Origin of the sequence: Acinetobacter sp. F9 (assembly GCF_019195275.1) — a bacterium.
Taxonomy (GTDB): domain Bacteria; phylum Pseudomonadota; class Gammaproteobacteria; order Pseudomonadales; family Moraxellaceae; genus Acinetobacter; species Acinetobacter pseudolwoffii.
On record NZ_CP078068.1, the window covers coordinates 1,880,304 to 1,904,877 of the forward strand.

Consider the following 24,574-nt stretch of genomic DNA (forward strand, 5'->3'; position numbering starts at 1 on the left):
ACAGTATTTAAAAGCTGGCTCATTTCAGTAAAAGTCGCAAGATTTTTCATTTTCACAAGGCTTTCCTTTAGAATAGGCGCATCTTATTTCTTAGCTTTGATTTCTCAATGATTCAGTTAGACCAGTTATCTATACGTCGCGGTGGACGTGTTTTATTTCAAAAAGCGTCGATGCAGTTACACCCAGGATGGAAAATTGGCCTAACCGGTGTCAATGGTGCCGGGAAATCGACCCTGTTTTCAGCTTTGCTCGGCGGCATGGAGTCAGACACCGGTTCGTTGACCCGTCCTGCGGTATGGACCGTGGCGCATATGGCACAGGAAATCAAAGCGCTGAATATGAAAGCCATTGATTTCGTCTTGTCCGGCGATGAAGAATACTGGGATATTCAGCAGAAACTGGAGCAGCCAGATCAACTGGATGATGCAGAACTGGCGCATTTATATGGCCGTTTTGATGAAATTTCAGGTTATTCTGCGCCGGCCAAAGCTTCGCAACTGATGGCCGGTCTGGGCTTTTTTGAACATCAATCCCAACTGGATGTTTCAAGTTTTTCTGGTGGCTGGCGCATGCGCCTGAATCTGGCGCGTACCCTGATGAGCCGTTCCGATTTACTCCTTCTTGATGAACCGACCAACCATTTAGACCTGGATGCCATTCTCTGGCTCGAAGACTGGCTGAAAGCCTATGAAGGTACGCTGGTGCTGATTTCGCATGACCGGGATTTTCTCGATGCGATTACCGACCATATTTTACATATTGAAAATCAGGAACTGATTTTATATACCGGTAACTACTCGACCTTCGAGCGTACCCGCAGTGAACGTCTGGCGCAGCAGCAACAGGCTTATGAAAAGCAGCTGGAAACCCGCGCACATCTGCAAAAATATATTGACCGTTTTAAAGCGCAAGCCACCAAAGCCAAGCAGGCACAGAGCCGGATCAAACAGCTGGAGCGTATGCAGGAACTGTCTGCTGCCCATGTTGATACACCATTTACCTTCAGTTTCCGTGAACCGACCAAAATGAGTTCGCCTTTATTGCAACTGGAACATGCCGATATTGGTTATGGTGACAAGCTGATTGTCACCAATGTCAATTTACAGATCACGCCAAGCAGCCGGATTGGTTTGCTCGGGATGAATGGTGCCGGTAAATCTACCCTAATTAAATCGCTGGTCGGTGATTTAAAATTGCTTCAGGGTCTGCGCAAAGACTCGGAACTGCTCAATATTGGCTACTTTGCCCAACACCAAATGGATGCACTGGATGGCAATGCCAGCCCGATGTTACAGCTGGCCCGTATTGCCGATAAAAAAATCAGTGAAGCCAGCTTACGTTCTTTCCTGGGCAGTTTTGGTTTTAGCGGCGAACGCATGGATACGCCAAGTGAAAGTTTCTCAGGCGGTGAACGTGCCCGTCTGGCTCTGGCATTGATTGTCTGGCAGCGTCCAAACGTGTTGATTCTGGATGAACCGACCAACCATTTAGATCTGGATATGCGTCATGCATTAACCATGGCCTTGCAGGATTTTGAAGGTGCTGTGGTGCTGGTGTCGCATGAACGCCAGCTGATTGCCAGTGTCTGTGATGAATTGCTGCTGGTACATAATGGTCAATGCCGTGAATTTGACGGTGATCTGACCGCTTATGCCGACTGGTTACGCCAAGCCCGCATTGAGATGATCAAAAATGGACAAAAGCCAGCCGAGCCGGTGAAATCTCAGGTCGAAGTCAAAGCAACCATTTCCAAACTGGACAAAGAAGCACAGCGTAAGGAAGCGGCACGCCAGCGGGAACTGAGCCGCCCGATTCGTAAAAATATCGAAAAATGTGAAACACAGATTTCAAAGCTGCAACCACGACTGGCTGAAATTGAAAGCTTGCTCGGAGATAGTGCTTTATATGACGCCTCACGTAAAAATGATTTGCTCAAACTGATGAATGAGCAAACCGAGCTGAAAGCCAAACTGGAAACAGCCGAGGAACAGATGCTGGAACTGATGATGGAACTGGAAAGTCTGGAGCAGTCCTTCTAACGCTATTTCAATACCCCCCATTATCTGAGAGATGAGTAACAAGCGTTATTCATCTCTTTTTTTTTATTAAAACCACCCATTTTTAATATTTTCCTCCTGCTTTTCATCTTCGTGTAGTTCCTCGCTATTCTTGAGTGCTGCATCTCTTCTTCAAAACTCGACACATTTTGTCGTGAATTACGCAAGTGCCATATAAGTTTATTTTTTAAACAGTGGAGTGGCTTTTTTCATACATTAATTTACAGCGTCAGCTTGCATCCTAAGGCTCTAATACAAGTGTTTTTTAATTTTTGGCAGCCTTGATTCGAGTCTGTTTAATGTTGAACTAGAGAGAGGAAATCCGCATGCGTGCTCTTACTTATCACGGTACTCGCGATGTACGAGTTGAATCTGTTCCTGATCCAGTCATTCAGGAAGCAGATGATGTCATTCTCAGAGTAACTGCTACTGCTATCTGTGGCTCAGACCTGCATCTTTATCGTGGGAAAATTCCCGCAACCGAACAGGGTGATATTTTCGGTCATGAATTTATGGGGGTGGTCGAAGAAGTCGGTCCTGAAGTCACTTCAGTAAAAAAAGGCGATCGGGTGATTATTCCCTTTGTGATTGCATGTGGCCACTGTTTTTTCTGTGAACACGAGCTGATGGCTGCCTGTGAAAATACCAATAGCGGACGTGGTGCAATTATCAATAAAAAACAGATTCCACCAGGTGCCGCCCTGTTTGGTTATAGCCATCTGTATGGCGGTGTGCCAGGCGGTCAGGCCGAATATGTGCGGATTCCCAAAGGCAATGTCGGACCGTTTAAGGTTCCCGGTTCCCTGCCTGATGAAAAAGTATTGTTTCTGACCGATATTTTACCCACAGCCTGGCAAGCTGTGACCAATGCCCAGATTGGCCGAGGTTCCAGTGTCGCCATTTATGGAGCTGGGCCGGTCGGTCTGCTGGCTGCGGCCTGCGCACGCATGCTTGGTGCTGAACAGATCTTTATGGTCGATCACCATCCTTATCGCTTGCGTTTTGCTCATCAAACTTATGGGGCGATTCCGGTCAATTTTGATGACGTGGATGCAGCCGAATTCATCATTCAAAATACGGCAGGTTATCGTGGTGTCGATGCGGTGATTGATGCGGTGGGTTTTGAGGCCAAAGGGAGTATGCTGGAAACGGTAATGACCAATCTAAAACTGGAAGGTTCGAGTGGTTCTGCGCTAAGACAATGTATTGCGGCGGTGCGCCGTGGCGGTGTGGTCAGTGTGCCGGGGGTTTATGCCGGTCCAATTCACGGTTTCCTGTTTGGTGATGCCTTCGATAAAGGCCTGACCTTTAAAATGGGACAAACCCATGTGCACAAGTTCCTGCCACAATTACTGGAACATATTGAAAATGGTGATCTTTCGCCAGACCTGATTATTACCCATCGCATGAAACTGGAAGATGCTGCTGAAGGTTATCGCATTTTCGATAAACGTGAAGAAGACTGCCGCAAGATTATCCTGACACCATAAAAATTTAAGCAATAAGAAAGCGCCGTCAGGCGCTTTTTTTGTTTTTTACCGCATTTGATGAATTGTATTTTTTCTATTTTCAATTCACAAAACTTTGATGTCCTTTTCTGTTTTTTCTAAACATCATGCATAGCATGATTGTCAAAATGAAATTTAGACCTTAACCAGCAGATACAAATCTAAAGAGTTAAGAAAGGAAAGTAATAACACGATGATTTTAAATTAAAAAAATGAAAATTCACTTGATTGTTAAATTAATTATGTAGTTTAACTACACCCTCTATTTTTCAATCAAAATATATTTCACGCTCATTATTAAATAAAACTACAATAGATATATAAGTAATTAATTTTAAAAGTATTTATAGTTTTCAATAAAAATAGCTGCTCAAGCATGCTGACGAGTAGCTATTGATTTTGCAGGGTTGTATAACAGAGGAAATATAACTCTAAATAGCACTTTAAATTCAAAACGCCATTTTAAATTCAAAAGCACTTGCCCACAAGCCAAATATTTTTAAATTTAAAACCAGGAGCTAACTAGAGAGGGAGTTGGTTTGTGGATAAATACAATCTTATTCACATAATTAATTAGGGATAACTTTGTAGTTATCCACATATTTGATCATATTTAGAGCAGACCTTAAAATAATCCTATTCACATATTATTTGAGATACGGCAGGATATTTTAATAAGCCATTCAAATAATAGAATTTAAAAAAACCAGCTTTATCATTTTGTATTTATTATTTTCCAGCTCTATCGCTCTCCACTCTTCAATTCGGCCTTCGCTACGGGTATTTTTCATACACCAACTTTGGCTTCAATGGCTTCTACACGCTATTTTGCAGCACTTGTACAATTGATCCTAGTATCGGTAGTTATCCTTTAAACCCTGCTAAAATCTTCATATTTATAGTGGCACAATTACTTCCCCACCATGATAAATTGCATTCATCCAGATCTCATACTTGTCTTTATATTGCTTACTTATGGATAATTTTTTTAGGTCGATTAGCCACCGCTTAATTCGACTTTTTTTGCAGCTAAAATCAGCTGATCATTTGGCAGAAAAGCACAACCTAGGTTGGAATGCTTCTAAAATAATTCAGATGATATTCGCATAAATTTTGCATCAAAAAAGCGCCTCGAAAGGCGCTTTTTAAAATCATCTTAATCAGGTATCAATGTCTGCATTCAAGGCATTTTCTTCAATGAAGGCACGACGTGGTTCCACATCATCGCCCATCAGACAAGAGAACATGCGGTCTGCTTCAATCGCATCGGTGACTGTCACTTGCAGCATGTTACGGTTATCCGGATCCATGGTGGTTTCCCACAACTGTTCCGCATTCATCTCACCCAGACCTTTATAACGCTGGATCATCATACCGCGACGCGAGTCAGACAGAATATGCTGCCAAACCTGATGAAAATTGTTCACGTTAATCTTACGATCACCCTTTTGTAAATAAGCACCTTCTTCAAGCAGGCTGAACCAGCTCTTCGAATTCTTTAATAAACGTGCATATTCACTTGAACCTAAAAGCACAGAGTCTAATAGATAACTATGTGGCAGGTTATGCACATAGATGGTGATTCTTGGTAACCAGCTTTGAGTTTTCTGGCCATCTGCCAGTTCTTTCTCGAAAGATTCCAGCGTTAATTCTGGACGTAGCGTCGGCTGAATGGCTTCAATCGCTGCACGCAGGTTTTCACCCCAAGTTTCGACATAACTTTTATCTTCAAGCTGATCGAGTTTAAAGGCGTCCAGCGACAGCAAAGCATCGAGCAAGCTCGCCGGATAACGCTGGGTTAAACGCGCCAAGCTCTTCTGTGAGGTTTGATAATCGGCAATCACCCTTGCCAGTGCTTCACCACGAATCGCAGGTGCTTCAGCACTGATATGCAGTTCTAGCTCGTCAATGGCATTGGAAATCAGGTAAGTTTCCAGTGCATCGTTATCTTTGATGTACTGTTCCTGCTTGCCTTTTTTCAGCTTGTAGAGTGGTGGCTGGGCGATATAGATATGACCACGCTCGACCAGTTCCGGCATCTGACGGAAGAAGAAGGTCAACAGCAGCGTACGAATGTGCGAACCATCGACGTCAGCATCGGTCATGATAATGATTTTATGGTAACGCAATTTGTCCGGGTTATATTCTTCACGACCAATACCACAGCCAAGTGCAGTAATCAGTGTGCCGACTTCCGCAGAGGAAATCATCCGGTCGAAACGCGCACGCTCTACGTTCAGAATCTTACCTTTCAGCGGCAAAATCGCCTGCATTTTACGGTTACGGCCTTGCTTCGCAGATCCACCCGCAGAGTCACCCTCGACCAGATACAGTTCAGACAAGGCTGGATCTTTTTCCTGACAATCGGCCAGCTTACCTGGAAGACCGGCAATATCCAGTGCGCTCTTGCGACGGGTCATTTCACGGGCTTTACGCGCTGCATCACGGGCACGCGCGGCATCAATAATTTTGCCGGCAATCGATTTCGCTGCTTGTGGATTTTCTAAAAGATATTCAGAAAATGCCTTGTTCATGGCCTGCTCAACCGCAGTTTTCACTTCACTCGACACCAGTTTTTCTTTGGTCTGCGAAGAGAATTTCGGATCAGGCACTTTCACCGAGACGATCGCGGTTAAACCTTCACGCGCATCATCACCCGAGACTGCAACTTTTTCCTTTTTCAGGATATTTTCGCTGTCCATGTAGTTATTTAAACCACGGGTCAGTGCAGCACGGAAACCAGCCAAATGTGTACCACCATCCTTTTGCGGGATGTTATTGGTAAAGCAGCGTACGTTTTCCTGATAAGAATCATTCCACTGTAATGCCACTTCTACCGTAATGCCGGTGTCGAGCTGTGCAGTAGTGAAATGGAAAATATCGTTCAGATGCGTTTTGCCTTCGTTAATGTATTTAACGAACTCAGATAAACCACCTTCATAGTCATAGATATTTTCAAGGTTGACGCGCTCATCGCGAAGTACAATGCGTACACCTGCGTTCAGAAACGATAGTTCACGCAAACGACGCGCCAGAATATCGACATTGAATATGGTTTGGCTAAAAGTTTCAGCACTTGGGTAAAAACGTACAGTGGTACCTGACGTTTCGGTTGTCCCTGTTTCACGTAATTTATAAACAGGATCACCATGACGGTATTCCTGTTCATAGGTTTTACCTGCACGACTGATGTTCAACAGTAGTTTTTCAGAGAGTGCGTTGACCACAGACACACCTACGCCATGCAGACCGCCTGAGACCTTGTAACTGTTGTCATCAAACTTACCGCCGGCATGCAGAATGGTCAAAATCACCTCTGCCGCAGACACGCCTTCTTCAGGGTGAATATCGGTTGGAATACCACGACCGTTGTCAGAAACTGAAACCGATTCATCTTCATGAATAGTCACTATAATTTCATCACAGTGGCCTGCCAAGGCTTCATCAATCGAGTTATCGACTACTTCGAACACCATGTGGTGCAAGCCTGTACCATCGTCTGTGTCACCAATGTACATGCCCGGACGCTTACGTACTGCGTCTAAACCACGTAATACCTTGATGCTAGAGGAATCATAAGCCTTTTCAATGGTTTGTTCTGTTTGAGAAGCAGCTTGATCTTCTGAACTCATGGTTTCTCCCTAGTGAAAAATAGGTCTATCCCAAGATGGGTAAAACTAAAAAAATACTATTGCACAACAACCTGAACTGTACCGTTTTCAACATTGAATAACTGATATGAGATAGACAAATCATGTAAGTGCTTTTGTACTGATTCATGGTCTAAGGTGGTAATAAAAACTTGACTACCAAGTTGGCTCAATCGCTCAATTAAACGTTGTTGTGCGGTTAAATCTAATTCTGCTGTCACATCATCTAATAATACCACAGTTTCCTTATTACAAGAATGCAGCATTGCGATTTGCGACAGTTTTAACGCCATCATCAGCAGCTTTTTTTGCCCGCGTGACAGAATCACATCAGCATCCCCCAGAGGGGTTTTCAGACGCAAATCTGCGCGATGTGGACCGTATTCTGTATAACGTCTTTCCAGATCTTTTGCATGCTGATTGGTCAGATCATTCAGCAGGCCGGTTTCACTATGAAACCCCGGACTGTATTCCAGACTGATCTGCAGATCAGGCAATAGCTGCTGCAGATCATCTTCAAAAAAGGACTTCCACTGTTCCACGATACCCGCACGCTGCGAATGTAAAATCTCGCCATATTCGCTCAGCATCTGGTTCCAAGGCTCCAGATCGGACAGACTCAAGAAACGTTTGCTTTTGAGCAAACTATTGCGCTGCTTCAAGGCACGCGAATAATATTGCCAGGCATGATAAAACTCAGGTTCCACGTGGAACATTAACCAGTCTAAAAGTTGACGTCGTGGCTTGGCACCATGATCAATAATATCGGTGCTTTGTGGGTCAATCAGCTGCAAAGGCAATAGCTTGGCGAGTTGGCCCTGCGTTGCCACCAGATCACCATTGACCTTGATCAGCTGTTCCCCGCTGGCCATTTTTTGCATGCCGATTTTTTCGATCGCGGACTGTGCAAACACAATCGCGTCCTGTGCGCCATGCTGAATATAATTTTTCGGGATATGGGTACGGAAAGAACGACCGGCAGCAAGTAAATGAATCGCTTCTAAAATCGAGGTTTTGCCTGAACCATTTTGGCCATAAAAAACATTAAACGGCTGCAATCCGTGGAGAGCAACCGTCTTTAAATTCCGTACACGCTCAATATGTAAACGCGTAATATGCATGTCTTATACGAGTATCAATAGCCGCGACTTAAACACGCATCGGCATGACGACATAAGTTTGATCGGTATGTGCCGGGTCTTGTACTAACACAGACTGATTGGCTTCAGTCATGGTCATGGAGACATCATCACCATCCAGCACACCCAGCACCTCAATCAAGTACTGCGCATTAAACGACATCTCCAGCGGTGAGTCAGCATATTGAATGGCTAAGTCCTCAATCGCTTCATCCTGTTCCGGGTTATTGGCGCGAAGTTGCAGGGAATCGGCATTAAAATTCAGGAACACGCCACGGAGTTTTTCATTACTTAAAATCGCGACACGCTGCAAAGACTGCTTGAACACATCATGCGCAATCATCACGATTTTGTCACCGCCACGTGGAATCACACGACGATAATCCGGGAATTTACCATCAATCAGTTTGGTGGTAAAACGCACGGTAATATCGGCCTGTTCCTTGTCACGGCTTGGCATATTGATGGTCACATTCAGCAGTTCACGACCAATCAGCAAAGATAACTGCTCATCTTCAACACTGAGCAGACGCTGTAATTCCGCAACGGCTTTACGTGGCACAATCGCTTGAATCGGCTGGGTCGCAGTAGATTGAGCCGCAGTTTCACAAAGCGCCAGACGGTGGCCATCGGTGGTCACAGCACGCAGCTGGTTGGTATCAATTTCCAGCAAAGTACCGGTCAGGTAAAAACGCACATCCTGCACCGCCATCGCAAAGGCAGTTTTCTCGAATAAACGCTTCAGCTCACGCTGGGTGACTGTTACTTGCGTACCTTGGGTGTTTTCAGTATTCAGTAATGGATAATCATCAGCAGGCAAGGTACCCAGTACAAAACGGCTGTTACCTGATTTGAGAATGCAGCGCTGATCTTCAGTAATATGCAAATCCACCAATGCCGCTGAAGGAAGTGACTTACAGATATCAATCAGCTTACGCGCCGGAACTGTGGTCTCCCCGGCCTGCAAACATGCACCTTCAGCCAGTGTTGTACTGGCCACCAGTTCAACCTCAAGGTCGGAACCGGTAACGGTCAATGCCTGTGCAGTCACCTGAATTTTCAGGTTAGATAAAATATTTAAGGTATGGCGACGTTCAACCGCTCCTACGACATGTGAGAGAACATTCAGTAAGCTTTCTTTCGCGATTTTTAAACGCACGGTGCATTCCTCTAAAGCTGAAGATTAATATAGAAAAAGTGAATTTTTAACGGTTTACTATGCGGCAAAAGCAGCCGCATAGCAAGAATAGAATTTGAGCGATTTAGGTCAACTTTGCAACAGACGTTGCAGGTTTTTATAGTCTTCGTTAAAGATTGGATCTTCCTCACGCAGGCTCTGCACTTTCTCGCAGGCATGCATCACGGTACTGTGATCACGACCACCAAAAGCCATGCCAATTTCTGGAAAACTGTCGCCGGTCAGTTCACGTGCCAGACCCATCGCCAGCTGACGTGGACGGGCATAAATTCGGGTGCGTTTCGGTCCGACAATCTCTTTTAAGGGAATACGGAAATATTCACTGACCACACGCTGAATATTTTCAGTACTGATGGTGCGGGCACGAATCGCCAGCACATCTTTTAAGGATTCACGCACCACATCCAGATCAATCGGTGTGCCTTTAAAACGTGAAATTGCCACCACTTTGTTTAGCGCACCTTCTAGTTCACGCACGTTGGCCACCACCTGCTGCGCAATAAACAGGGCACAGTTACGCGGTAAATCCACCTGATTGCTTTCGGCTTTTCTTAATAAAATTTCAATCCGGGTTTCAATATCCGGTGGTTCAACCCCGACCGACAAGCCCCAGGAAAACCGTGAAACTAAACGTGGATCCAGTTCAGTCAGTTCTTTTGGATAGCGGTCCGAGGTCAGAATAATCTGCTTAGATTCATCTAAAAGTGCGTTAAAGGTGTAGAAAAACTCGACCAGGCTGGCTTCTTTACCGGCCAGTAAATGGATGTCATCGACCAGTAACAAATCCAGAGAACGGCAGTTTTTCTTAAATTCTTCCACTTTGCCTTGCTGCAAAGAACTAACAAAATCTTGTACAAAGCTTTCCGCGGTCATGTACATCACCCGTGCATTCGGCTTGGCCTGCAACAGTGCATTGCCCACGGCCTGCATCAAGTGAGTTTTACCCAGACCGGTCGGCCCATATAAAAATAAGGGATTATGCTGTGAAGCACCGAGTTGGGTCAGTACCTTGCGACAGGTTTCTGCTGCCATCTGGTTAGAACGGCCTTCGACAAACAGCGAGAAAGTAAACAATGGATTGAGCTGACGTCTACGGCTATTTTTAACCGTATCTTCTTTTTCTTTTTTCGGTTTTTGTACCGGCATTGGGGTTGAAGTCAACGCCGCGGTGGTGGTCGCTGGCTGTTCACTGGCCGATAAAATCGCACCAGGACGTGAATCGACCAAAATTTCGACCTTGCGTACCCGTCCTTCAGACAGCTGTTCGGCCAGAATCGTAATCAGTTCCAGATGATGCTCTTGAATGTAACGCGTCCAGTAAGGATTAGGTGCATACAAACGCAAGCTATCTTCCAGCTCTTCTGCAACCAATGGGCGAATCCACATTGTAAAGACATTTCCAGAGAGCTCTTGTCGCAGGCGATTTAAGCAGTCCGTCCAAAGCATGTGAATCCCCTATTCATTCCATTGTTCATTCAAAAAAGATGACCGCGACCAAAAGCGGGTCGCCATTCTAACCAAGTTATCCACATCTGTCATGATCATTTCCACAGAAACTGTGCAAAAAGCCATCATCGTGCATAAATTTAAATTTAAAACCCGGTGTGGATAAGTTTATCCGCAAGCTGTGGATAAAATATAGCACAAAGTTATCCACAAAGTATAAAATTATTAGAAACAGTTTTATCCACAACATAAATATATGTTTAATTAAATAAAAAGTGGCTTATCCATAGAAAAAGTGCTCCCTAATAATAATAAACTTAAATTTATAAATTTGAATTTATTTATAAGCTTTGAGTTTTCTGTGGATAAATCGAGAGACTACGAATTTAAACTCAAAAACAGAATCTTGCTTTTCAACACTGGATAGATTGTGGATAACTTTGTTGATAGAGTTGTTTATAAGTTATATATCTATGTATAACAATAATTTAATCTGTGGTTAAGTATAATTTAGTCATTTTAGCAACAGTTTTTTTGACAACTCGGGTAAAAATCTTTTTTAAGCTTATTTGAAAAGAAAAGTGCTTTTGCATTGACAGCTCAAGCAATGAGCACTAAAATCGCGGACCTTCATAGAAAGATCATTTTTTGGAGTTTCAATATGAAACGTACATTCCAACCATCTGAATTAAAGCGTAAGCGTGTTCATGGTTTCCGTGCTCGTATGGCTACTAAAGCTGGTCGTCAAGTATTAGCTCGCCGTCGTGCAAAAGGTCGTCATAGCTTAACTGTTTAATCAGTTACGCTAAGACGATTTTGGGTGTTATGACAAAACTTTATAGTTTTGGTACAGAGTTGCGATTACGCTGTGCCGCCGATTATAAAGGTGTGTTTGATGGTGCGCTTTTTAAAGTGCATCAGCCCCATTTCTTATTTCTTGCAAAACATTCCGAACTGCCAAATAGCCGTTTGGGTTTAGTTGTTGCTAAGAAGAAAGTGCGCCGAGCACACGAACGAAATAGAGTAAAACGACTTGCTCGCGAAAGTTTTCGCCTGCATCAACAGCAATTAGATGACTTAGACATTGTAATCATGCCAAAAATTGGTGTGGAAGCAGTGCCTAATGCAGAATTGCATCAGCAATTACAATTTGCTTGGCAAAAACTGAACCGTCTTGCCAAAAAGCATACAAAAATAGCCCCCTCCCCACAAAAGTAGAGTAGGCCAATGGTACGTTTACTACATTGGTTGATACGTTTCTATCAGATTGCGATCAGTCCTTTATTGGGGCCGCGCTGTCGTTATATTCCAACTTGTTCTCAATATTCCTTGGAAGCAGTCCAGATACATGGGGCTGGACGTGGAGTGTGGCTGGCTACTAAGCGTATTTGCCGTTGTCATCCGTGGGGGGGCTCGGGATATGATCCTGTTCCCTCTAAAGCGATTCGTTTTATTTCATTTCAGCAAATAGATTCTCAAACGCTTCACGTTGCTGTACCCTTTCGTGATCGTTTATTGAACCAAAATCACTCTCACCACTTGGGGTAATACATATGCAACAATGGGCCAGGATTGCAATTCTCGGAGCCATGTTTGTTGTCGCATATTTGCTCATTTTGGCGTGGCAAAAAGATTATGGAAATGCTGAAACCAAACCGCAGCCAGAAACTGCTGTTGTTTCGCATGACGTATCTGCAGATTTGCCAAATGCTCAGACGGCTACAGTTGCCTCTGATCTGCCACAAGCGAATATGCCAGCGCAGCAAGCCACGGATGCCACAGCACCTGTAAGTCAGCAGCTTATTTCAGTACAAACTGACCTTTATCATCTTTGGATCAATCCGAAAGGTGGTGATATTGTTCGTGTTGAATTACTCAATCATGACAAAAACAAGGACAGCGATGAACCGTTCGTGATGCTGGAAAGCGATGCGAAACGTACTTATGTCGCTCAGTCTGGTCTGATCGGTCTAAATGGACCGGACAGCAGCCGTAACGGCCGTCCGACGTATGAGCTGGAAAAAACCGCTTATACCTTGGCAGACGCGAAAGCAACCAAATCTAAAGAGGGTGAAAACCTTAAAGTCTTGTCTGTACCGTTGGTATTTAAAACCGCGGATGGTGTCGAGATTATCAAAACCTTCAATTTCACTGAAGGTGAATATCCGGTTGTTGTGAACCACAAAGTGGTGAACCGCAGTGCTCAGACCTGGCAAGGTCAGATGTTTGGCCAGATCAAACGTGATAATTCAGAAGATCCGGGTAAATCAGACCAGGGTATTTTCACGTTAGGGACTTTCCTGGGCGGTGCCTGGGGTACGCCAGACGAGCAGTACAACAAGCTTAAATTTGACAACTTTGTTGAAGAAAAAGTCAGTACTGAAGCGACAGGTGGCTGGGTTGCCATGGTACAGCACTACTTTGTCAGTGCTTGGGTACCTGGTAATCTGAAGTTGACTCAGGGTAATGGTGAAGCGTATAGCGCCAAGCTTGAATCACGTAAATCAACCGATAACATGAACATTATTGGTTTTACTTCTCCAACCTTTAATGTGCCTGCAGGTACTGTGGCCGAGATTGATGCGACCTTCTATTCAGGTCCAAAAATCCAGTCAGAATTGAAGGATTTGGCCACAGGTTTAAACCAAACAGTCGATTATGGCTGGTTATGGCCAATTGCGAAGCTCTTGTTCGTGGGTCTGGAATTCTTCCATGGTTTAGTGGGTAACTGGGGCTGGGCAATTATTCTATTGACCATTCTGGTGAAACTGATTCTGTGGCCATTGTCGTCGAAGAGCTACCGCTCAATGGCGAAAATGCGTGTGATTGCTCCAGAAATGCAGCGTATGAAAGAAGAGTTTGGTGAAGACCGTATGCGCTTCTCTCAGGAAATGATGGCACTGTACAAACGTGAACAGGTCAATCCGCTTGCGGGCTGTTTACCGCTGTTATTACAAATGCCAATCTTCCTGGCTTTGTACTGGGTCTTGATGGAATCGGTTGAACTGCGTCATGCGCCATGGATGCTCTGGATTCAGGATTTATCCTCAATGGATCCATGGTTTATCCTGCCATTGTTAATGGGTCTGACGATGTATATTCAACAGTCCTTAAATCCACAACCCACTGATCCAATGCAAGCCAAAGTCTTCAAGATTATGCCGGTGATTTTTACCGTATTCTTGCTGTTCTTCCCTGCGGGCTTGGTTCTATACTGGATTGTGAACAACTTGATCACCATCCTGCAACAAGGTTTGATTAACAAGTCTGTTGCTAAAGAACGTGCCAAACGTGATGAAGCAACGCCAGTCAACTAAGTTGTAATGACGGGCTGAATAAATCCGCTTAAGATGATACTCTTAGGCGGATTTTTTTTGGCTGAACTTTTGGATTTTTTAGGTGAATTTTATGCTCAACCGAACCACGACTATTGCTGCGATTGCAACGCCACCAGGACGTGGCGGCGTTGGGGTGATTCGCCTATCGGGTCCAAAATCCTATGAAATTGCCGAAGCACTTACAAAACAATCCCTTGCCGGTGCACGCTATGCTGCCTTTCGTAAGTTTTACGATGCCGCTGGTGAAGTTATGGATGAAGGCCTAGCCATTTGCTTCCCGAATCCGCATTCCTTTACCGGTGAGGATGTGGTGGAATTACAAGGTCATGGCGGTCCGGTGATTCAAAATGCCTTGCTTGCACGTTTGCTGGAACTGGGTGCGATTGCTGCCAAAGCCGGTGAGTTTTCCATGCGTGCTTTTGAAAATGGCAAGATGGACTTGGTACAGGCTGAAGCCATTGCTGACCTGATTGATGCCACTTCACAAGCAGCTGCGCGTTCTGCAGTTCGTTCTCTGCAAGGTGCATTTTCAAACAAAGTCAATACGGTGCTTGAGCAGCTGGTGCATTTACGTTTGCACGTGGAAGCCGCAATTGATTTTCCTGAAGAGGAAATTGACTTTCTGGCCGATGGCAAGATTCTGAATCTGCTCGATGGTGTGGCGACTGCGGTCACGCAAGTTCAGCAATCAGCACGTCAAGGTCAGTTATTGCGTGAAGGTTTGCAAGTGGTGATTGCCGGTAAACCGAATGCCGGTAAATCTTCATTACTGAATGCGCTGGCCGGGATTGAACGTGCGATTGTGACGGATATTGCGGGTACTACGCGTGATGTGCTGCATGAAAAAATCACCTTAAATGGCTTGCCAATTACCTTGACGGATACCGCAGGCTTGCGTGAGACCGGGGATATTGTCGAAAAAGAAGGGATTCGCCGCGCAATCAAGGAAATCGAACAGGCCGATTTGTTACTGCTGGTCTATGACCTAAGTCAAGGTGAAGATCCGCTGCAACTGGCCCAAGAATATTTTGCTGAACATATTGAAGCAAAACGCTTGATGCTGATTGGGAATAAGTGTGATCTGACTGGTGCTGAAGCTGCAATTGCTGATTTGAATGGTTTTCGGCATATCGCAGTCTCTGCCAAGCAGGAAACTGGTGTGCAAGCGCTCATAGAGGCGATTACAGCGCATGCAGGCTTCCAGCCTGAAGAAGATACCTTTATTGCGCGTACCCGTCATTTAGACGCAATGAAGCGCACTCAACTTTATTTGGCTGAAGCACGTGAACAATTGGTGGTGTACAACGCCGGTGAACTGGTGGCGGAGTCCTTACGTCTAGCCCAGAATGCACTGGGGGAAATTACCGGTGACTTTAGTGCCGATGATCTGCTTGGAAAAATTTTCGGTTCGTTTTGTATTGGAAAGTAAGCAAAAAATTATGCATAAATAGCCCTCATCAGAGGAATGCCAGTCAGTTAAGAAATTGACTAGTATTTTCTTTTTTAAATTCATGATCATATTTGACAAGTAGAAAAGTCATCCGCAACTGTTTGAGGCAGGACTAGATTTAAAAATGATTGTTTCTGCGACAAATTTACTAGTCGATGGAGGCTGACGAGTTTTGCGGTGAGGAGTGTTGCTCCGCAAGATGCCTTCCTTGCGAAGCTTCGCTTCTCATTTGGGCGAAACCAAAGTAACAAATTATTTTCAAGTATTTGATTTATAAGGTGAAGACTCCGTCATGAACGACTAAAAAGTTAAAGAGTCTATTTCTAAACTCCTTAACTGATCAGCATTACCTCATCAGAGGGCTATTTTAAGCTTTTACACTGAGCTTCTGGTGGCATAACCAGAGCACGACACATAAAGCACTCATCGCCACACAGAAGCTGATCACAGCGAAATTTAATCCAAAATGGTCGGCCAAGTAACCCACCGCAAGAATCGGCACAATGGTGCCCAAATAGCCAATAAACAAGTAGGTCGACATCACCGCGGCCCGGTTTTGCAAAGTGGTTATAGCATGAATTATGCCAAAAGCCCCCATCAGGGCAAAACCATGCCCAATACCAAATAAGAGATCGCTCACGAAGAATAAGAAACTTGCCTTAAGCAATATACACAATGCAAGGCTGAGCAGGCTAATCAGCATCATGACCAAGCCGATATTCAGACATTTTTTTGCAGCGACCGCTTTGGCCAGGTATTGCACCACTGCAGATACCAGCAGAATACAGGTAATGGCGGTACCACTTACTAAAGGACCATGCCACGGTAAAATATCTTGCACAAAAGAAGGCGAAAGTGAGGCAAATAAACTAAAGGCAGCAAAGGCATTAAATGCAGTGAACCCAATGATCATAAATACAGCATGATATTGAGCCTCAGGACGCTGTAATTTGGGGGCGATACTAAAGGGCTGACGCTCAAAAGCAGGCACTTTTAACCAGAATAAACCGATAAAACAAAGCACTGCTCCAACAATAATCGGAATATAGGGAGTCACCAGCGGGGCTTGAGAAAACTGCGCAATGACTCCCCCGATAAACGGACCCAGACCAAAGCCAATCGCAGTCAAAATAGAGACCCATTGCGGCGCAAGCTGCTTATGACTCTCCGGAATGGTCTGCATCATGCCAAGCATGGCAGAAGTCGTCATCAAACCAGAGGCAATCCCGATAATGAAACGGCCCAGAGATAAAATTAGGGCATTATTGGCAAAGACCGAAATAATCAAACCCAGACTAATAAACACGAGGCCAATTTGTAGAGTTTTTAAAAAGCCAATGCTATTGCTGGTGCGCCCCAGGAACAATAAGGTGCCCAGACAGCCAAACATATAGGCGACAAAAATATAGGTAATCTGGCTTGGGGATAAATTCCAGAGTTGTTGATAAATCGGATAGAGTGGACTCGCCAAAGCAGTACCAATCGTTCCCATGATTAAAGCCAGGCTGACCATCCAGAAGGGTCGCCAAGTGGTTATTGTTGTCATGAACATGCCGTTATAGTGTTGATCCTTGGCCAATCCATGTCAGGGCATAGCGAAGAAAAAGAAAAGTATATGCAGTGTAGAGCGGGCCAAGAAACATGGTCAAGGGCGAATCAGTAAAAGATTTTAAATCAAATAGATGTGTTTATATATTTCAATAAAATAATATATTATTTTATAAGATATAAAATCTTAACCAGAATTTAATCTCATACAAGAATTTATTTTTGTCCGTCATTTAAGCTTCTTTTATCGCTTCTGTTCCACGTGAAACATAATGCACTGATTAAACTTGGAATAAACAGTAACATAAATCCGTGGGTAATTTAAAAGCAGACCCATTAGAATCGAAGCATATTTTTATCTGATTCATGTAGAACATTCATGTTAAAAAAAACACTGATTATTGCTTTAAGTACATTTGTTTCAAGCTTCGCATTCGCTAATATTGATATGGTAAAAGCCAATCTGGCAAAGAATAGCCCCAATTTAAAAATCGAAAATATCCAGACCACGGAAATGAAGGGCATCTACAGTGGTTTTATGCAGGGTCAAGTGGTTTATCTGAATGAAGATGCCCAGCATCTGATTGCCGGGTCGATGCTGCGGATTCAGGATCAGCATAATCTGACCCGTGATTTGATACTAAAACAGAACAGTGTTGACTGGAAAAAATTGCCGCTTCAAGATGCTGTGAAAAGTGTAAGAGGTACGGGGAAACGTCAGATTGCGATCTTTTCTGACCCAAATTGCCCGTATTGTAAACAGCTTGAAGTAGAGTTGAAAAAACTCAAGGATGTGACGATTTATACTTTTATTCTGCCTTTAAAGCCACAATCGGTTGCGCCTTCAAAACAGGTGTATTGCGCGTCTAATCCTGCTCAGGCCTGGGAAGATCTGATCACTCAAGGTAGCCTGCCAAAATCGAAAAAAAGTTGTGCCAATCCGATTGAGCGAAATAAAAAACTGGCCCAGTCTTTGGGTGTGAATGGGACACCAGCAATTATTTTCTCGAATGGTTTTAAAGTCATGGGGGCCTATCCGGCAGAACAGATCGAACAGATTTTTAAGGAATTTTCACTATAAAGTTGAGAGATATACAAGAGCAAAAAGCACCCGACTGGGTGCTTTTACTGGAACTGCTCAGATTGAGCCAGAACCGCTTAGACCGTACGGCGTTTGGTCAGCATGTTATAAATAAACAGAATAATCACCGCACCAATCACGGAAGCAATCAGACCTGCTGCAGAATCTGCCGAATAAAGACCGAGCATACGACCAGCAAATGTAGCCAATAAGGAACCGGCAATACCTAACAGGGTCGTCATGATAAAGCCTGCCTTGTCATTACCCGGATGAATTGCACGTGCAATCAGACCCGCGATAAAACCAATGACAATCGCAACAATAATTGTCCACATAGGTATGCTCCTTATTATCATGTCTTTGTTTTTACATCATGTTTAATTATCTTGAAACAGAATAGGAAGCAAAAAAAGTTGAATCCTGAAACGAGATGTTATTTTTTGTTCCTGTTTTTCTGTCTATTTGAGACATAAAAAAAGTGGCCTAAGCCACTTTTTTAAATAAATTTTAAAGACCGATTTCACCAATAAATGGCAGATGACGATACTTCTGGTCATAGTCCAGACCATAACCTACGATAAATTTATCTTCAACTTCAAAGCCCAAAAATTCGACCTTTAAATCGATTTCACGACGTGATGGTTTACTTACCAAAGTACACAGTTGAATCGAGTTCGGTTGGCGGGTTTGCAGGATTTCCAGCACCTTGCTCAAGGTATTTCCCGAGTCAATAATATCTTCAACCACCAGCACGTCTTTGCCACGGATTTCGCCGTCTAAATCTTTCAGAATTTTTACATCACGCGAAGATACGGTGCCGCCGCCATAACTGGATACCGTCATGAAATCCAGTTCATGGGGTTTGGAAATCACCCGACACAAATCGGCCATAAAAATCACTGAACCACGTAATAAACCGATGAGCACAAGGTCTTTGTCACTATGGGCATAGTGTGCATCGATTTGAGCACCAAGCTCTTTGACTTTAGCTTGAATTTCTTCAGCGGAAATCATTACGCTCATTTGAACGGTCATGGGTAGATACCTAAAAAGTAAAAATAGCAAAATAAAAAAGGTGTTGACCTGCAACACCTGAATACACTGTAATTTTAATACATCCCTACTGCAGATGCACCTGTTTTGCATGCTGTAAATGTAATCATTTCTTTGCTGCCTGCGAATCCCTGCGCAGGATGAAAGTACAGGTCAGCAACATGGCGGAGACGATCAGCCAGCGATGGCGGTGCTGGGTTTTAGTCGTCTGAGCGGGTACATCGGGCTTTGACATAGACAGCTTCTCCGTAGACATAGGTCACTGCAATATTACGGTCATCGCCGAGCATGGTCAGTGCAAAAAATGCATCTTCAATATTTTTGGCTCTGCTTTGGCGTAACTGCTGTAAAGCAGTGGCATTTAGATCCAGCACCACAAAGTCCGCCTCCTTGCCGATATTAAAGTTCCCCAAACGATCGTCCAGACTTAAGGCTTTAGCACCGCCTAAGGTGGCATGATACAAGGCTTCAAAAGCAGAGAGTTTTTCTCCCTGCAATTGCTGCACTTTGTAGGCTTCATTTAAGGTCTGTAACTGGTTAAATGAGGTGCCTGCCCCGATATCGGTACCCAGACCGACTTTCACCTGCTTGTCCCACGCTTTCTTTAATGGGAATAAACCACTGCCCAGAAACAGGTTTGAGGTCGGACAAAAGGCAATCGCTGAATTGGTCTGCTGCATGCAATCCCACTCCTGCTCTTCCAGGTGTACACAATGTGCAAACACTGATTTTGCACCGGTTAAACCATAGTGATGATAGACATCCAGGTAGCCTTTACGTTCCGGAAATAACTCTTTGACCCAGGCAATTTCATTTTTATTTTCACTTAAATGGGTATGTACATAGACATCTGGATATTCGGCTTTGAGCTGACCTGCTTTTTCAAGTTGTTCATTGGTGGACGTCGGGGCAAAGCGAGGGGTAATGGCATACAGGTTACGGCCTTGCCCATGCCATTTCTCAATCAGCGCTTTAGAATCGGTATAAGCACTTTCTGCCGTATCCGTCAGCGCTTCCGGTGCATGTCGGTCCATCAAGACTTTACCGGCGATCAGACGCATATTTCTGCGGCTCGCCGCTGTAAACAAAGCATCTACTGATTCAGGATGTACGGTACAGAAGACCAGTGCCGTGGTGGTGCCATTTTTAAGCAATTCCTGCACAAAAAATTCGGCGATTTTTTCGCTATAGGCTGTATCTGCAAACTGGATTTCTGTTGGAAAGGTATAGGTATTTAACCATTCCAGCAGTTGTTCGCCATAGGCCCCGACCATCTCGGTTTGCGGGAAATGAATATGGGTATCGATCAATCCCGGCACAATCAGCTGTTCAGGATAATGGGCGACCTGGATATTTTCAGCTAGATGTTTCTGCCCTTCATCCCAGCTGCCAAACCATTGAATCTTGCCGTCTTGCATGATAATCAGACCATCTTCTACATAGCGCACCTGGTCATCAATCTCATGTGCCTGGGCAACTGTATGCTGGATATCAAGGAAACGACCGCGGACTGCCGTTGTTGCAATCTGAGAAGACATGTTAAAACCTGTGCTTTTAATTTTTTCAATAGATTGTAACCCACTTCAGTGGATTTATAACGTGATCATGCTGACTTCATTTGCCTGAGTTAAGTCGAAGCTGTGGTAAGGCAGTCGAGCAATAAAAAAAGTCCGCTCATGATTGAACGGACTTTTGTGACGCTAAAGATGATCGTCTATACAGTTATTAGAGCGTGGTTTGGTTATGTTTTTTACTGTGGCGAATCGACAGGATCGCCGTGATCGTCAAGACAATCACAATAAAGCTCAGTGAAATCCAGATTGGCATATGGAATACATCCAGCATCAGCATTTTAAAGCCGATAAAGACCAGAATAATCCCGAGGCCATAGGGCAGATAATGCATTTTTGATGCGGCACCCGATAACAGGAAGAACATCGCGCGCAGACCCAAAATCGCCATCAGGTTAGCAGTCAGTACAATGAAGGGATCGGTGGTCACAGCGAAAATTGCCGGAATAGAATCGACCGCAAAGATCACATCCGAGGCTTCGACCAGAATCAAAACCAGGAATAACGGCGTTGCCCACAGTAAACCATCTTTACGGATAAAGAATTTGTCAGCTTCAAGTTGCGGGGTAATCCGCATACGTTTACGCAGCCATTTCAGAATCGCCATATCTTCAATATTGCTTTCTTCTTCATCCTGACCACGCAGGAATTTAAAGCCGGTATACACCAGGAAGGCACCGAAGATATATAAAATCCATGAGAATTCCTGAACGAACCAGGCGCCAATAAAAATAAAGATGGTTCTGAGGACAATCGCACCGAGTACACCGTAGAGCAGCAATTTACGTTGCAGCGCGGGTGGAATGGCGAAAGCAGCGAAGATCATCAGCCAGACAAAGACGTTATCAATTGCCAGGGATTTTTCCAGCAGATAACCAGCGAAGTATTCCATGACCTTGGCATTGGCAATTGCAGTACCTGCGGTCTGCTCCAGATAGAGCCATAAACCACCACCAAATAAAGTCGCGACACTGACCCAGGCAATACTCCAGTAGGCCGCAGTCCGGACTTTGACCTCCTGACCATGCTGATGTTTAAAGCCGACGAAATCGATGATCAGCATGACTGCGACAATCGCGAAAAAGACAAGATACAGCCACAGCGTACCAATTGTTTCCATGTGAATTCTCCACATCTGACAATCGGCCATAAAAAAACCTTGACCTGTTGTCAGATGAAAAACATCTATACCAACATGATCAAGGTCTTGCCTACATCTTAGTGTTACACTTCTCATTGAAAGTGTCGCAGTAAGATGCTCAGATACCGACTTTTTGCAAAGTGTAATGACGATATTCTGACACGTTGAACAATCTGAACTACAATTGCTAAACGTTTGGAGGAGGCTACTCCCCTTGTTCAAACGAAATTCTGTTTGAGCAAATGCTCAATATGCAGAAGCATGACAGATTTTTATTAAGACTACAATTTCATTTACAAAAATGCATGATTCAAGCTATTTTTTGAGCAATAAAATCCGGACGGCGAATTAAATATAACGTGATGAGAAAACCCAGACTGGCCAAGATGGCCCCGAGCCAGCCAATACTGTGCAAGCCGATCTGTGCCGTTGCGATCCCACCGAGTAAAGCGCCAGCACCAATTCCAATATTATACAGGCCAGAATAAATCGCCATGGCCACGTCGGTGGCATCGGAGGCCAGATTTAAGGTCTTGGCTTGCAAGGCCAGACTAAAACCAATAATACTGACGCCCCAGAGTAAAGCCAGGGTATTTAACTGCAAGACATTGCTGGACAACGGCAGCAATAATAGCAACGAGATAGCCAGTCCAAGTGTGAACAGTGGAATAGTAAGTTTGGGAAAATGCGGTGCAAAACGGCCAAATAGATAAGAGCCGATTAAACCTGCCCCACCATAGACCAGCAATAAAGTCGTGGTCTGTACAGAACTGAGCTGGGCAATATTCAGTGAAAATGGCTCGATATAACTATAGGCGGTGAATTGTGCACTAATTACAATGACCGTCAGGGCAAATACCAGCATCAGGCTTGGACGTTTTAACAAGGTTTTCAAGCTGCTGAGTGAACCTGAATTGACACTCGGTAATAAGGGCAAGGTTTTGGCCAGTAGCAGGCAGACCACGCTGGCGACGATGGCAATCAAGGCAAAACTATTGCGCCAGCCATAGGCCTCCCCGATCATGCGACCAAAGGGAATTCCCAGAACCATGGCCATGGCAGTACCTGTGGCCAATAAACCCAAGGCTTGAAATTCTTTGCCTGCTGGTGCGACACGTACTGCAAGCGAAGCGGTAATTGACCAAAACAGCGCGTGCGCTACTGCAATCCCGATCCGGCTAAATACCAGAACACTGAAACTCCAGGCAAAATAAGACAGCACATGACTGGAAATGAAGACCGCAAATAAAACCATCAACAAGAAACGTCGTTCAATGTTTTTGGTCAGTAGCATCATCGGTAAAGACAATAAAGCCACGACCCAGGCATAAATGGTCAGCATCAACCCGACCTGAGTCGCCGACATGTCAAAACTTGCACCAATATCACTGAGTAAGGCCACGGGAATAAATTCGGTGGTGTTGAAAATAAAGGCGGCACTGGCTAACGCAATTACGCAGATCCATTGACGTCTTACCGATGAGCTAAAAGAAGGGCTGGACATAAATATCTGGCTTAAACAACAGACAGGCAGTTTAAACCTGTTCATTGCACGGTGATATCAGGAAAGAGCACAGATTCACAATCGTTTAAAGAAATCGAACAATATGCGACTGAAAAATATGTCAGTCTGGATTAAAAATACGGAGTTTAGAGGATGTTGATTGAGCATCAGCAACAAGGCAGTCAAGGTCAATGGTTTGTCGAGCCAAATGAAAAGCGTCTGGCCGAAATGAGTTATTTCTGGAAAGATGAGGATCGACTGGTGATTGAACATACCTGGGTCGATAACAGTTTGCGTGGACAACATGTCGGACATTATCTGGTCGAAGCAGCAGTCAAGTTTGCCCGTGAGCAAGGGGTCAAGATTATTCCGGAATGCCCTTTTGCTCAATCGGTATTTGAGCGTGATCCTAATTTCAGCGATGTGTTAAGCAGTTAAAAATGAAAATAAAGGTGGAGATCTATGCAGGTTCAATATCAAGATTCAAAACGCGGTGGTGTATTTTTTATGGAAGATCAAGGTCGACGTCTGGCCGAGATTACCTATCAATGGCGGGAAGCCTCGGTGATTATTGCAGATCATACCTGGGTCGATCATTCCTTGCGTGGTCAGGGCGTTGCCCGAAAAATGCTGGATATGCTGGTCGATTTTGCCCGTGAAAAAAGTTTAACCATCATTCCGCAATGTTCCTATGTGGATGTGATGTTTAAGCGTGACCAAAGTTTATCTGATGTCGCGGCCTCTTCTACTTAATCATTTAGATCGATTTGCCAAGAGCAAAACGGCCTAATGAGCTTTCAATACAAGCTGATAAGTAGTGCGGTGATATGCCCTATTTTTCACTCCAGCTACAAATAAAAAAAAGTCCGCCAAGCGGACTTTTTACTTTC

20 protein-coding genes are annotated in these 24,574 nt (G+C 44.3%); 10 read left to right on the top strand and 10 right to left on the bottom strand.

Annotated features, from left to right (window positions below):
- The first annotated feature begins 107 nt into the window (after positions 1-107).
- Positions 108-2,039: an ATP-binding cassette domain-containing protein gene (locus KT990_RS08975; protein WP_180051067.1), complete on the top strand. Its 1,932-nt coding sequence runs from the start codon at positions 108-110 to the stop codon at positions 2,037-2,039.
- A 344-nt stretch (positions 2,040-2,383) separates the two neighbouring features.
- On the top strand, positions 2,384-3,547 hold the full coding sequence (locus KT990_RS08980) for a zinc-dependent alcohol dehydrogenase (protein ID WP_005173519.1): 1,164 nt from the start codon (positions 2,384-2,386) through the stop codon (positions 3,545-3,547).
- Positions 3,548-4,725: 1,178 nt separating this feature from the next.
- Here the strand turns inward: KT990_RS08980 and gyrB are convergent.
- From gyrB to dnaA, 4 genes are all read right to left on the bottom strand, one after another.
- Entirely contained in the window at positions 4,726-7,197 is a 2,472-nt protein-coding gene (gyrB, locus tag KT990_RS08985) for a DNA topoisomerase (ATP-hydrolyzing) subunit B (RefSeq protein ID WP_100329864.1), read from the bottom strand.
- A gap of 56 nt (positions 7,198-7,253) precedes the next feature.
- Positions 7,254-8,336: a DNA replication/repair protein RecF gene (gene recF / locus KT990_RS08990; RefSeq protein ID WP_218208672.1), complete on the bottom strand. Its 1,083-nt coding sequence runs from the start codon at positions 8,334-8,336 to the stop codon at positions 7,254-7,256.
- 28 nt (positions 8,337-8,364) lie between these two features.
- A complete protein-coding gene (gene dnaN / locus KT990_RS08995) occupies positions 8,365-9,513 on the bottom strand; it encodes a DNA polymerase III subunit beta (protein WP_218208673.1) in 1,149 nt (382 codons plus the stop codon).
- Between the two features lie 108 nt (positions 9,514-9,621).
- Positions 9,622-10,998 carry a chromosomal replication initiator protein DnaA gene (gene dnaA, locus KT990_RS09000; protein WP_074383792.1) on the bottom strand — a complete coding sequence of 459 codons (1,377 nt, stop codon included), beginning with the start codon at positions 10,996-10,998 and terminating at the stop codon, positions 9,622-9,624.
- 661 nt (positions 10,999-11,659) lie between these two features.
- On the opposite strand from dnaA, the gene rpmH reads away from it, so the two are divergent.
- From rpmH to mnmE, 5 genes are all read left to right on the top strand, one after another.
- On the top strand, positions 11,660-11,794 hold the full coding sequence (gene rpmH / locus KT990_RS09005) for a 50S ribosomal protein L34 (protein WP_000831329.1): 135 nt from the start codon (positions 11,660-11,662) through the stop codon (positions 11,792-11,794).
- A gap of 29 nt (positions 11,795-11,823) precedes the next feature.
- Positions 11,824-12,216, top strand: a complete 393-nt coding sequence (gene rnpA / locus KT990_RS09010; protein WP_100355778.1) for a ribonuclease P protein component — start codon at positions 11,824-11,826, stop codon at positions 12,214-12,216.
- Positions 12,217-12,225: 9 nt separating this feature from the next.
- Positions 12,226-12,546, top strand: a complete 321-nt coding sequence (gene yidD / locus KT990_RS09015; protein WP_005173498.1) for a membrane protein insertion efficiency factor YidD — start codon at positions 12,226-12,228, stop codon at positions 12,544-12,546.
- Positions 12,547-12,551: 5 nt separating this feature from the next.
- Positions 12,552-14,315, top strand: a complete 1,764-nt coding sequence (gene yidC / locus KT990_RS09020; protein WP_005173495.1) for a membrane protein insertase YidC — start codon at positions 12,552-12,554, stop codon at positions 14,313-14,315.
- 91 nt (positions 14,316-14,406) lie between these two features.
- Positions 14,407-15,765 (top strand): tRNA uridine-5-carboxymethylaminomethyl(34) synthesis GTPase MnmE, encoded by a 1,359-nt coding sequence (mnmE, locus tag KT990_RS09025; protein WP_218208674.1) that lies wholly within the window; start codon positions 14,407-14,409, stop codon positions 15,763-15,765.
- A gap of 388 nt (positions 15,766-16,153) precedes the next feature.
- Here the strand turns inward: mnmE and KT990_RS09030 are convergent, their stop codons facing one another.
- Complete coding sequence (locus KT990_RS09030; RefSeq protein WP_100329859.1) at positions 16,154-17,299, bottom strand: MFS transporter; 1,146 nt, start codon at positions 17,297-17,299, stop codon at positions 16,154-16,156.
- Between the two features lie 414 nt (positions 17,300-17,713).
- Here KT990_RS09030 and KT990_RS09035 point away from each other — a divergent pair, with 414 nt between their 5' ends.
- On the top strand, positions 17,714-18,415 hold the full coding sequence (locus tag KT990_RS09035; RefSeq protein WP_005173487.1) for a DsbC family protein: 702 nt from the start codon (positions 17,714-17,716) through the stop codon (positions 18,413-18,415).
- 77 nt (positions 18,416-18,492) lie between these two features.
- On the opposite strand, the gene KT990_RS09040 is transcribed toward KT990_RS09035, so the two are convergent.
- From KT990_RS09040 to KT990_RS09060, 5 genes are all read right to left on the bottom strand, one after another.
- Complete coding sequence (locus KT990_RS09040) at positions 18,493-18,750, bottom strand: GlsB/YeaQ/YmgE family stress response membrane protein (RefSeq protein ID WP_005173486.1); 258 nt, start codon at positions 18,748-18,750, stop codon at positions 18,493-18,495.
- A gap of 172 nt (positions 18,751-18,922) precedes the next feature.
- Positions 18,923-19,450 (bottom strand): hypoxanthine phosphoribosyltransferase, encoded by a 528-nt coding sequence (gene hpt / locus KT990_RS09045; protein ID WP_100355776.1) that lies wholly within the window; start codon positions 19,448-19,450, stop codon positions 18,923-18,925.
- Positions 19,451-19,668: 218 nt separating this feature from the next.
- Positions 19,669-21,006 (bottom strand): guanine deaminase, encoded by a 1,338-nt coding sequence (gene guaD / locus KT990_RS09050; RefSeq protein ID WP_100355775.1) that lies wholly within the window; start codon positions 21,004-21,006, stop codon positions 19,669-19,671.
- 187 nt (positions 21,007-21,193) lie between these two features.
- Positions 21,194-22,159, bottom strand: coding sequence for a TerC family protein (locus tag KT990_RS09055; protein ID WP_100329858.1), 966 nt, complete (start codon positions 22,157-22,159; stop codon positions 21,194-21,196).
- Between the two features lie 331 nt (positions 22,160-22,490).
- Positions 22,491-23,684 carry a sugar transporter gene (locus KT990_RS09060; protein ID WP_005173477.1) on the bottom strand — a complete coding sequence of 398 codons (1,194 nt, stop codon included), beginning with the start codon at positions 23,682-23,684 and terminating at the stop codon, positions 22,491-22,493.
- A gap of 153 nt (positions 23,685-23,837) precedes the next feature.
- Between KT990_RS09060 and KT990_RS09065 the strand changes: the two genes are divergently transcribed.
- Together KT990_RS09065 and KT990_RS09070 are read left to right on the top strand one after the other, a co-directional pair.
- Positions 23,838-24,122: a GNAT family N-acetyltransferase gene (locus KT990_RS09065; RefSeq protein ID WP_218208675.1), complete on the top strand. Its 285-nt coding sequence runs from the start codon at positions 23,838-23,840 to the stop codon at positions 24,120-24,122.
- A gap of 24 nt (positions 24,123-24,146) precedes the next feature.
- Positions 24,147-24,437 (top strand): GNAT family N-acetyltransferase, encoded by a 291-nt coding sequence (locus KT990_RS09070; RefSeq protein WP_218208676.1) that lies wholly within the window; start codon positions 24,147-24,149, stop codon positions 24,435-24,437.
- Positions 24,438-24,574: the final 137 nt, after the last annotated feature.

Bases quoted from the DNA above. Each gene is read 5' to 3' on its own strand.
- KT990_RS08975 (WP_180051067.1), top strand. From the start codon at position 108: ATGATTCAGTTAGACCAGTTATCTATACGTCGCGGTGGACGTGTTTTA.
- KT990_RS08980 (WP_005173519.1), top strand. From the start codon at position 2,384: ATGCGTGCTCTTACTTATCACGGTACTCGCGATGTACGAGTTGAATCT.
- gyrB (WP_100329864.1), bottom strand. From the start codon at position 7,197: ATGAGTTCAGAAGATCAAGCTGCTTCTCAAACAGAACAAACCATTGAA.
- recF (WP_218208672.1), bottom strand. From the start codon at position 8,336: ATGCATATTACGCGTTTACATATTGAGCGTGTACGGAATTTAAAGACG.
- dnaA (WP_074383792.1), bottom strand. From the start codon at position 10,998: ATGCTTTGGACGGACTGCTTAAATCGCCTGCGACAAGAGCTCTCTGGA.
- rpmH (WP_000831329.1), top strand. From the start codon at position 11,660: ATGAAACGTACATTCCAACCATCTGAATTAAAGCGTAAGCGTGTTCAT.
- rnpA (WP_100355778.1), top strand. From the start codon at position 11,824: ATGACAAAACTTTATAGTTTTGGTACAGAGTTGCGATTACGCTGTGCC.
- yidD (WP_005173498.1), top strand. From the start codon at position 12,226: ATGGTACGTTTACTACATTGGTTGATACGTTTCTATCAGATTGCGATC.
- yidC (WP_005173495.1), top strand. From the start codon at position 12,552: ATGCAACAATGGGCCAGGATTGCAATTCTCGGAGCCATGTTTGTTGTC.
- mnmE (WP_218208674.1), top strand. From the start codon at position 14,407: ATGCTCAACCGAACCACGACTATTGCTGCGATTGCAACGCCACCAGGA.
- KT990_RS09030 (WP_100329859.1), bottom strand. From the start codon at position 17,299: ATGGTCAGCCTGGCTTTAATCATGGGAACGATTGGTACTGCTTTGGCG.
- KT990_RS09035 (WP_005173487.1), top strand. From the start codon at position 17,714: ATGTTAAAAAAAACACTGATTATTGCTTTAAGTACATTTGTTTCAAGC.
- KT990_RS09040 (WP_005173486.1), bottom strand. From the start codon at position 18,750: ATGTGGACAATTATTGTTGCGATTGTCATTGGTTTTATCGCGGGTCTG.
- hpt (WP_100355776.1), bottom strand. From the start codon at position 19,450: ATGACCGTTCAAATGAGCGTAATGATTTCCGCTGAAGAAATTCAAGCT.
- guaD (WP_100355775.1), bottom strand. From the start codon at position 21,006: ATGTCTTCTCAGATTGCAACAACGGCAGTCCGCGGTCGTTTCCTTGAT.
- KT990_RS09055 (WP_100329858.1), bottom strand. From the start codon at position 22,159: ATGGAAACAATTGGTACGCTGTGGCTGTATCTTGTCTTTTTCGCGATT.
- KT990_RS09060 (WP_005173477.1), bottom strand. From the start codon at position 23,684: ATGTCCAGCCCTTCTTTTAGCTCATCGGTAAGACGTCAATGGATCTGC.
- KT990_RS09065 (WP_218208675.1), top strand. From the start codon at position 23,838: ATGTTGATTGAGCATCAGCAACAAGGCAGTCAAGGTCAATGGTTTGTC.
- KT990_RS09070 (WP_218208676.1), top strand. From the start codon at position 24,147: ATGCAGGTTCAATATCAAGATTCAAAACGCGGTGGTGTATTTTTTATG.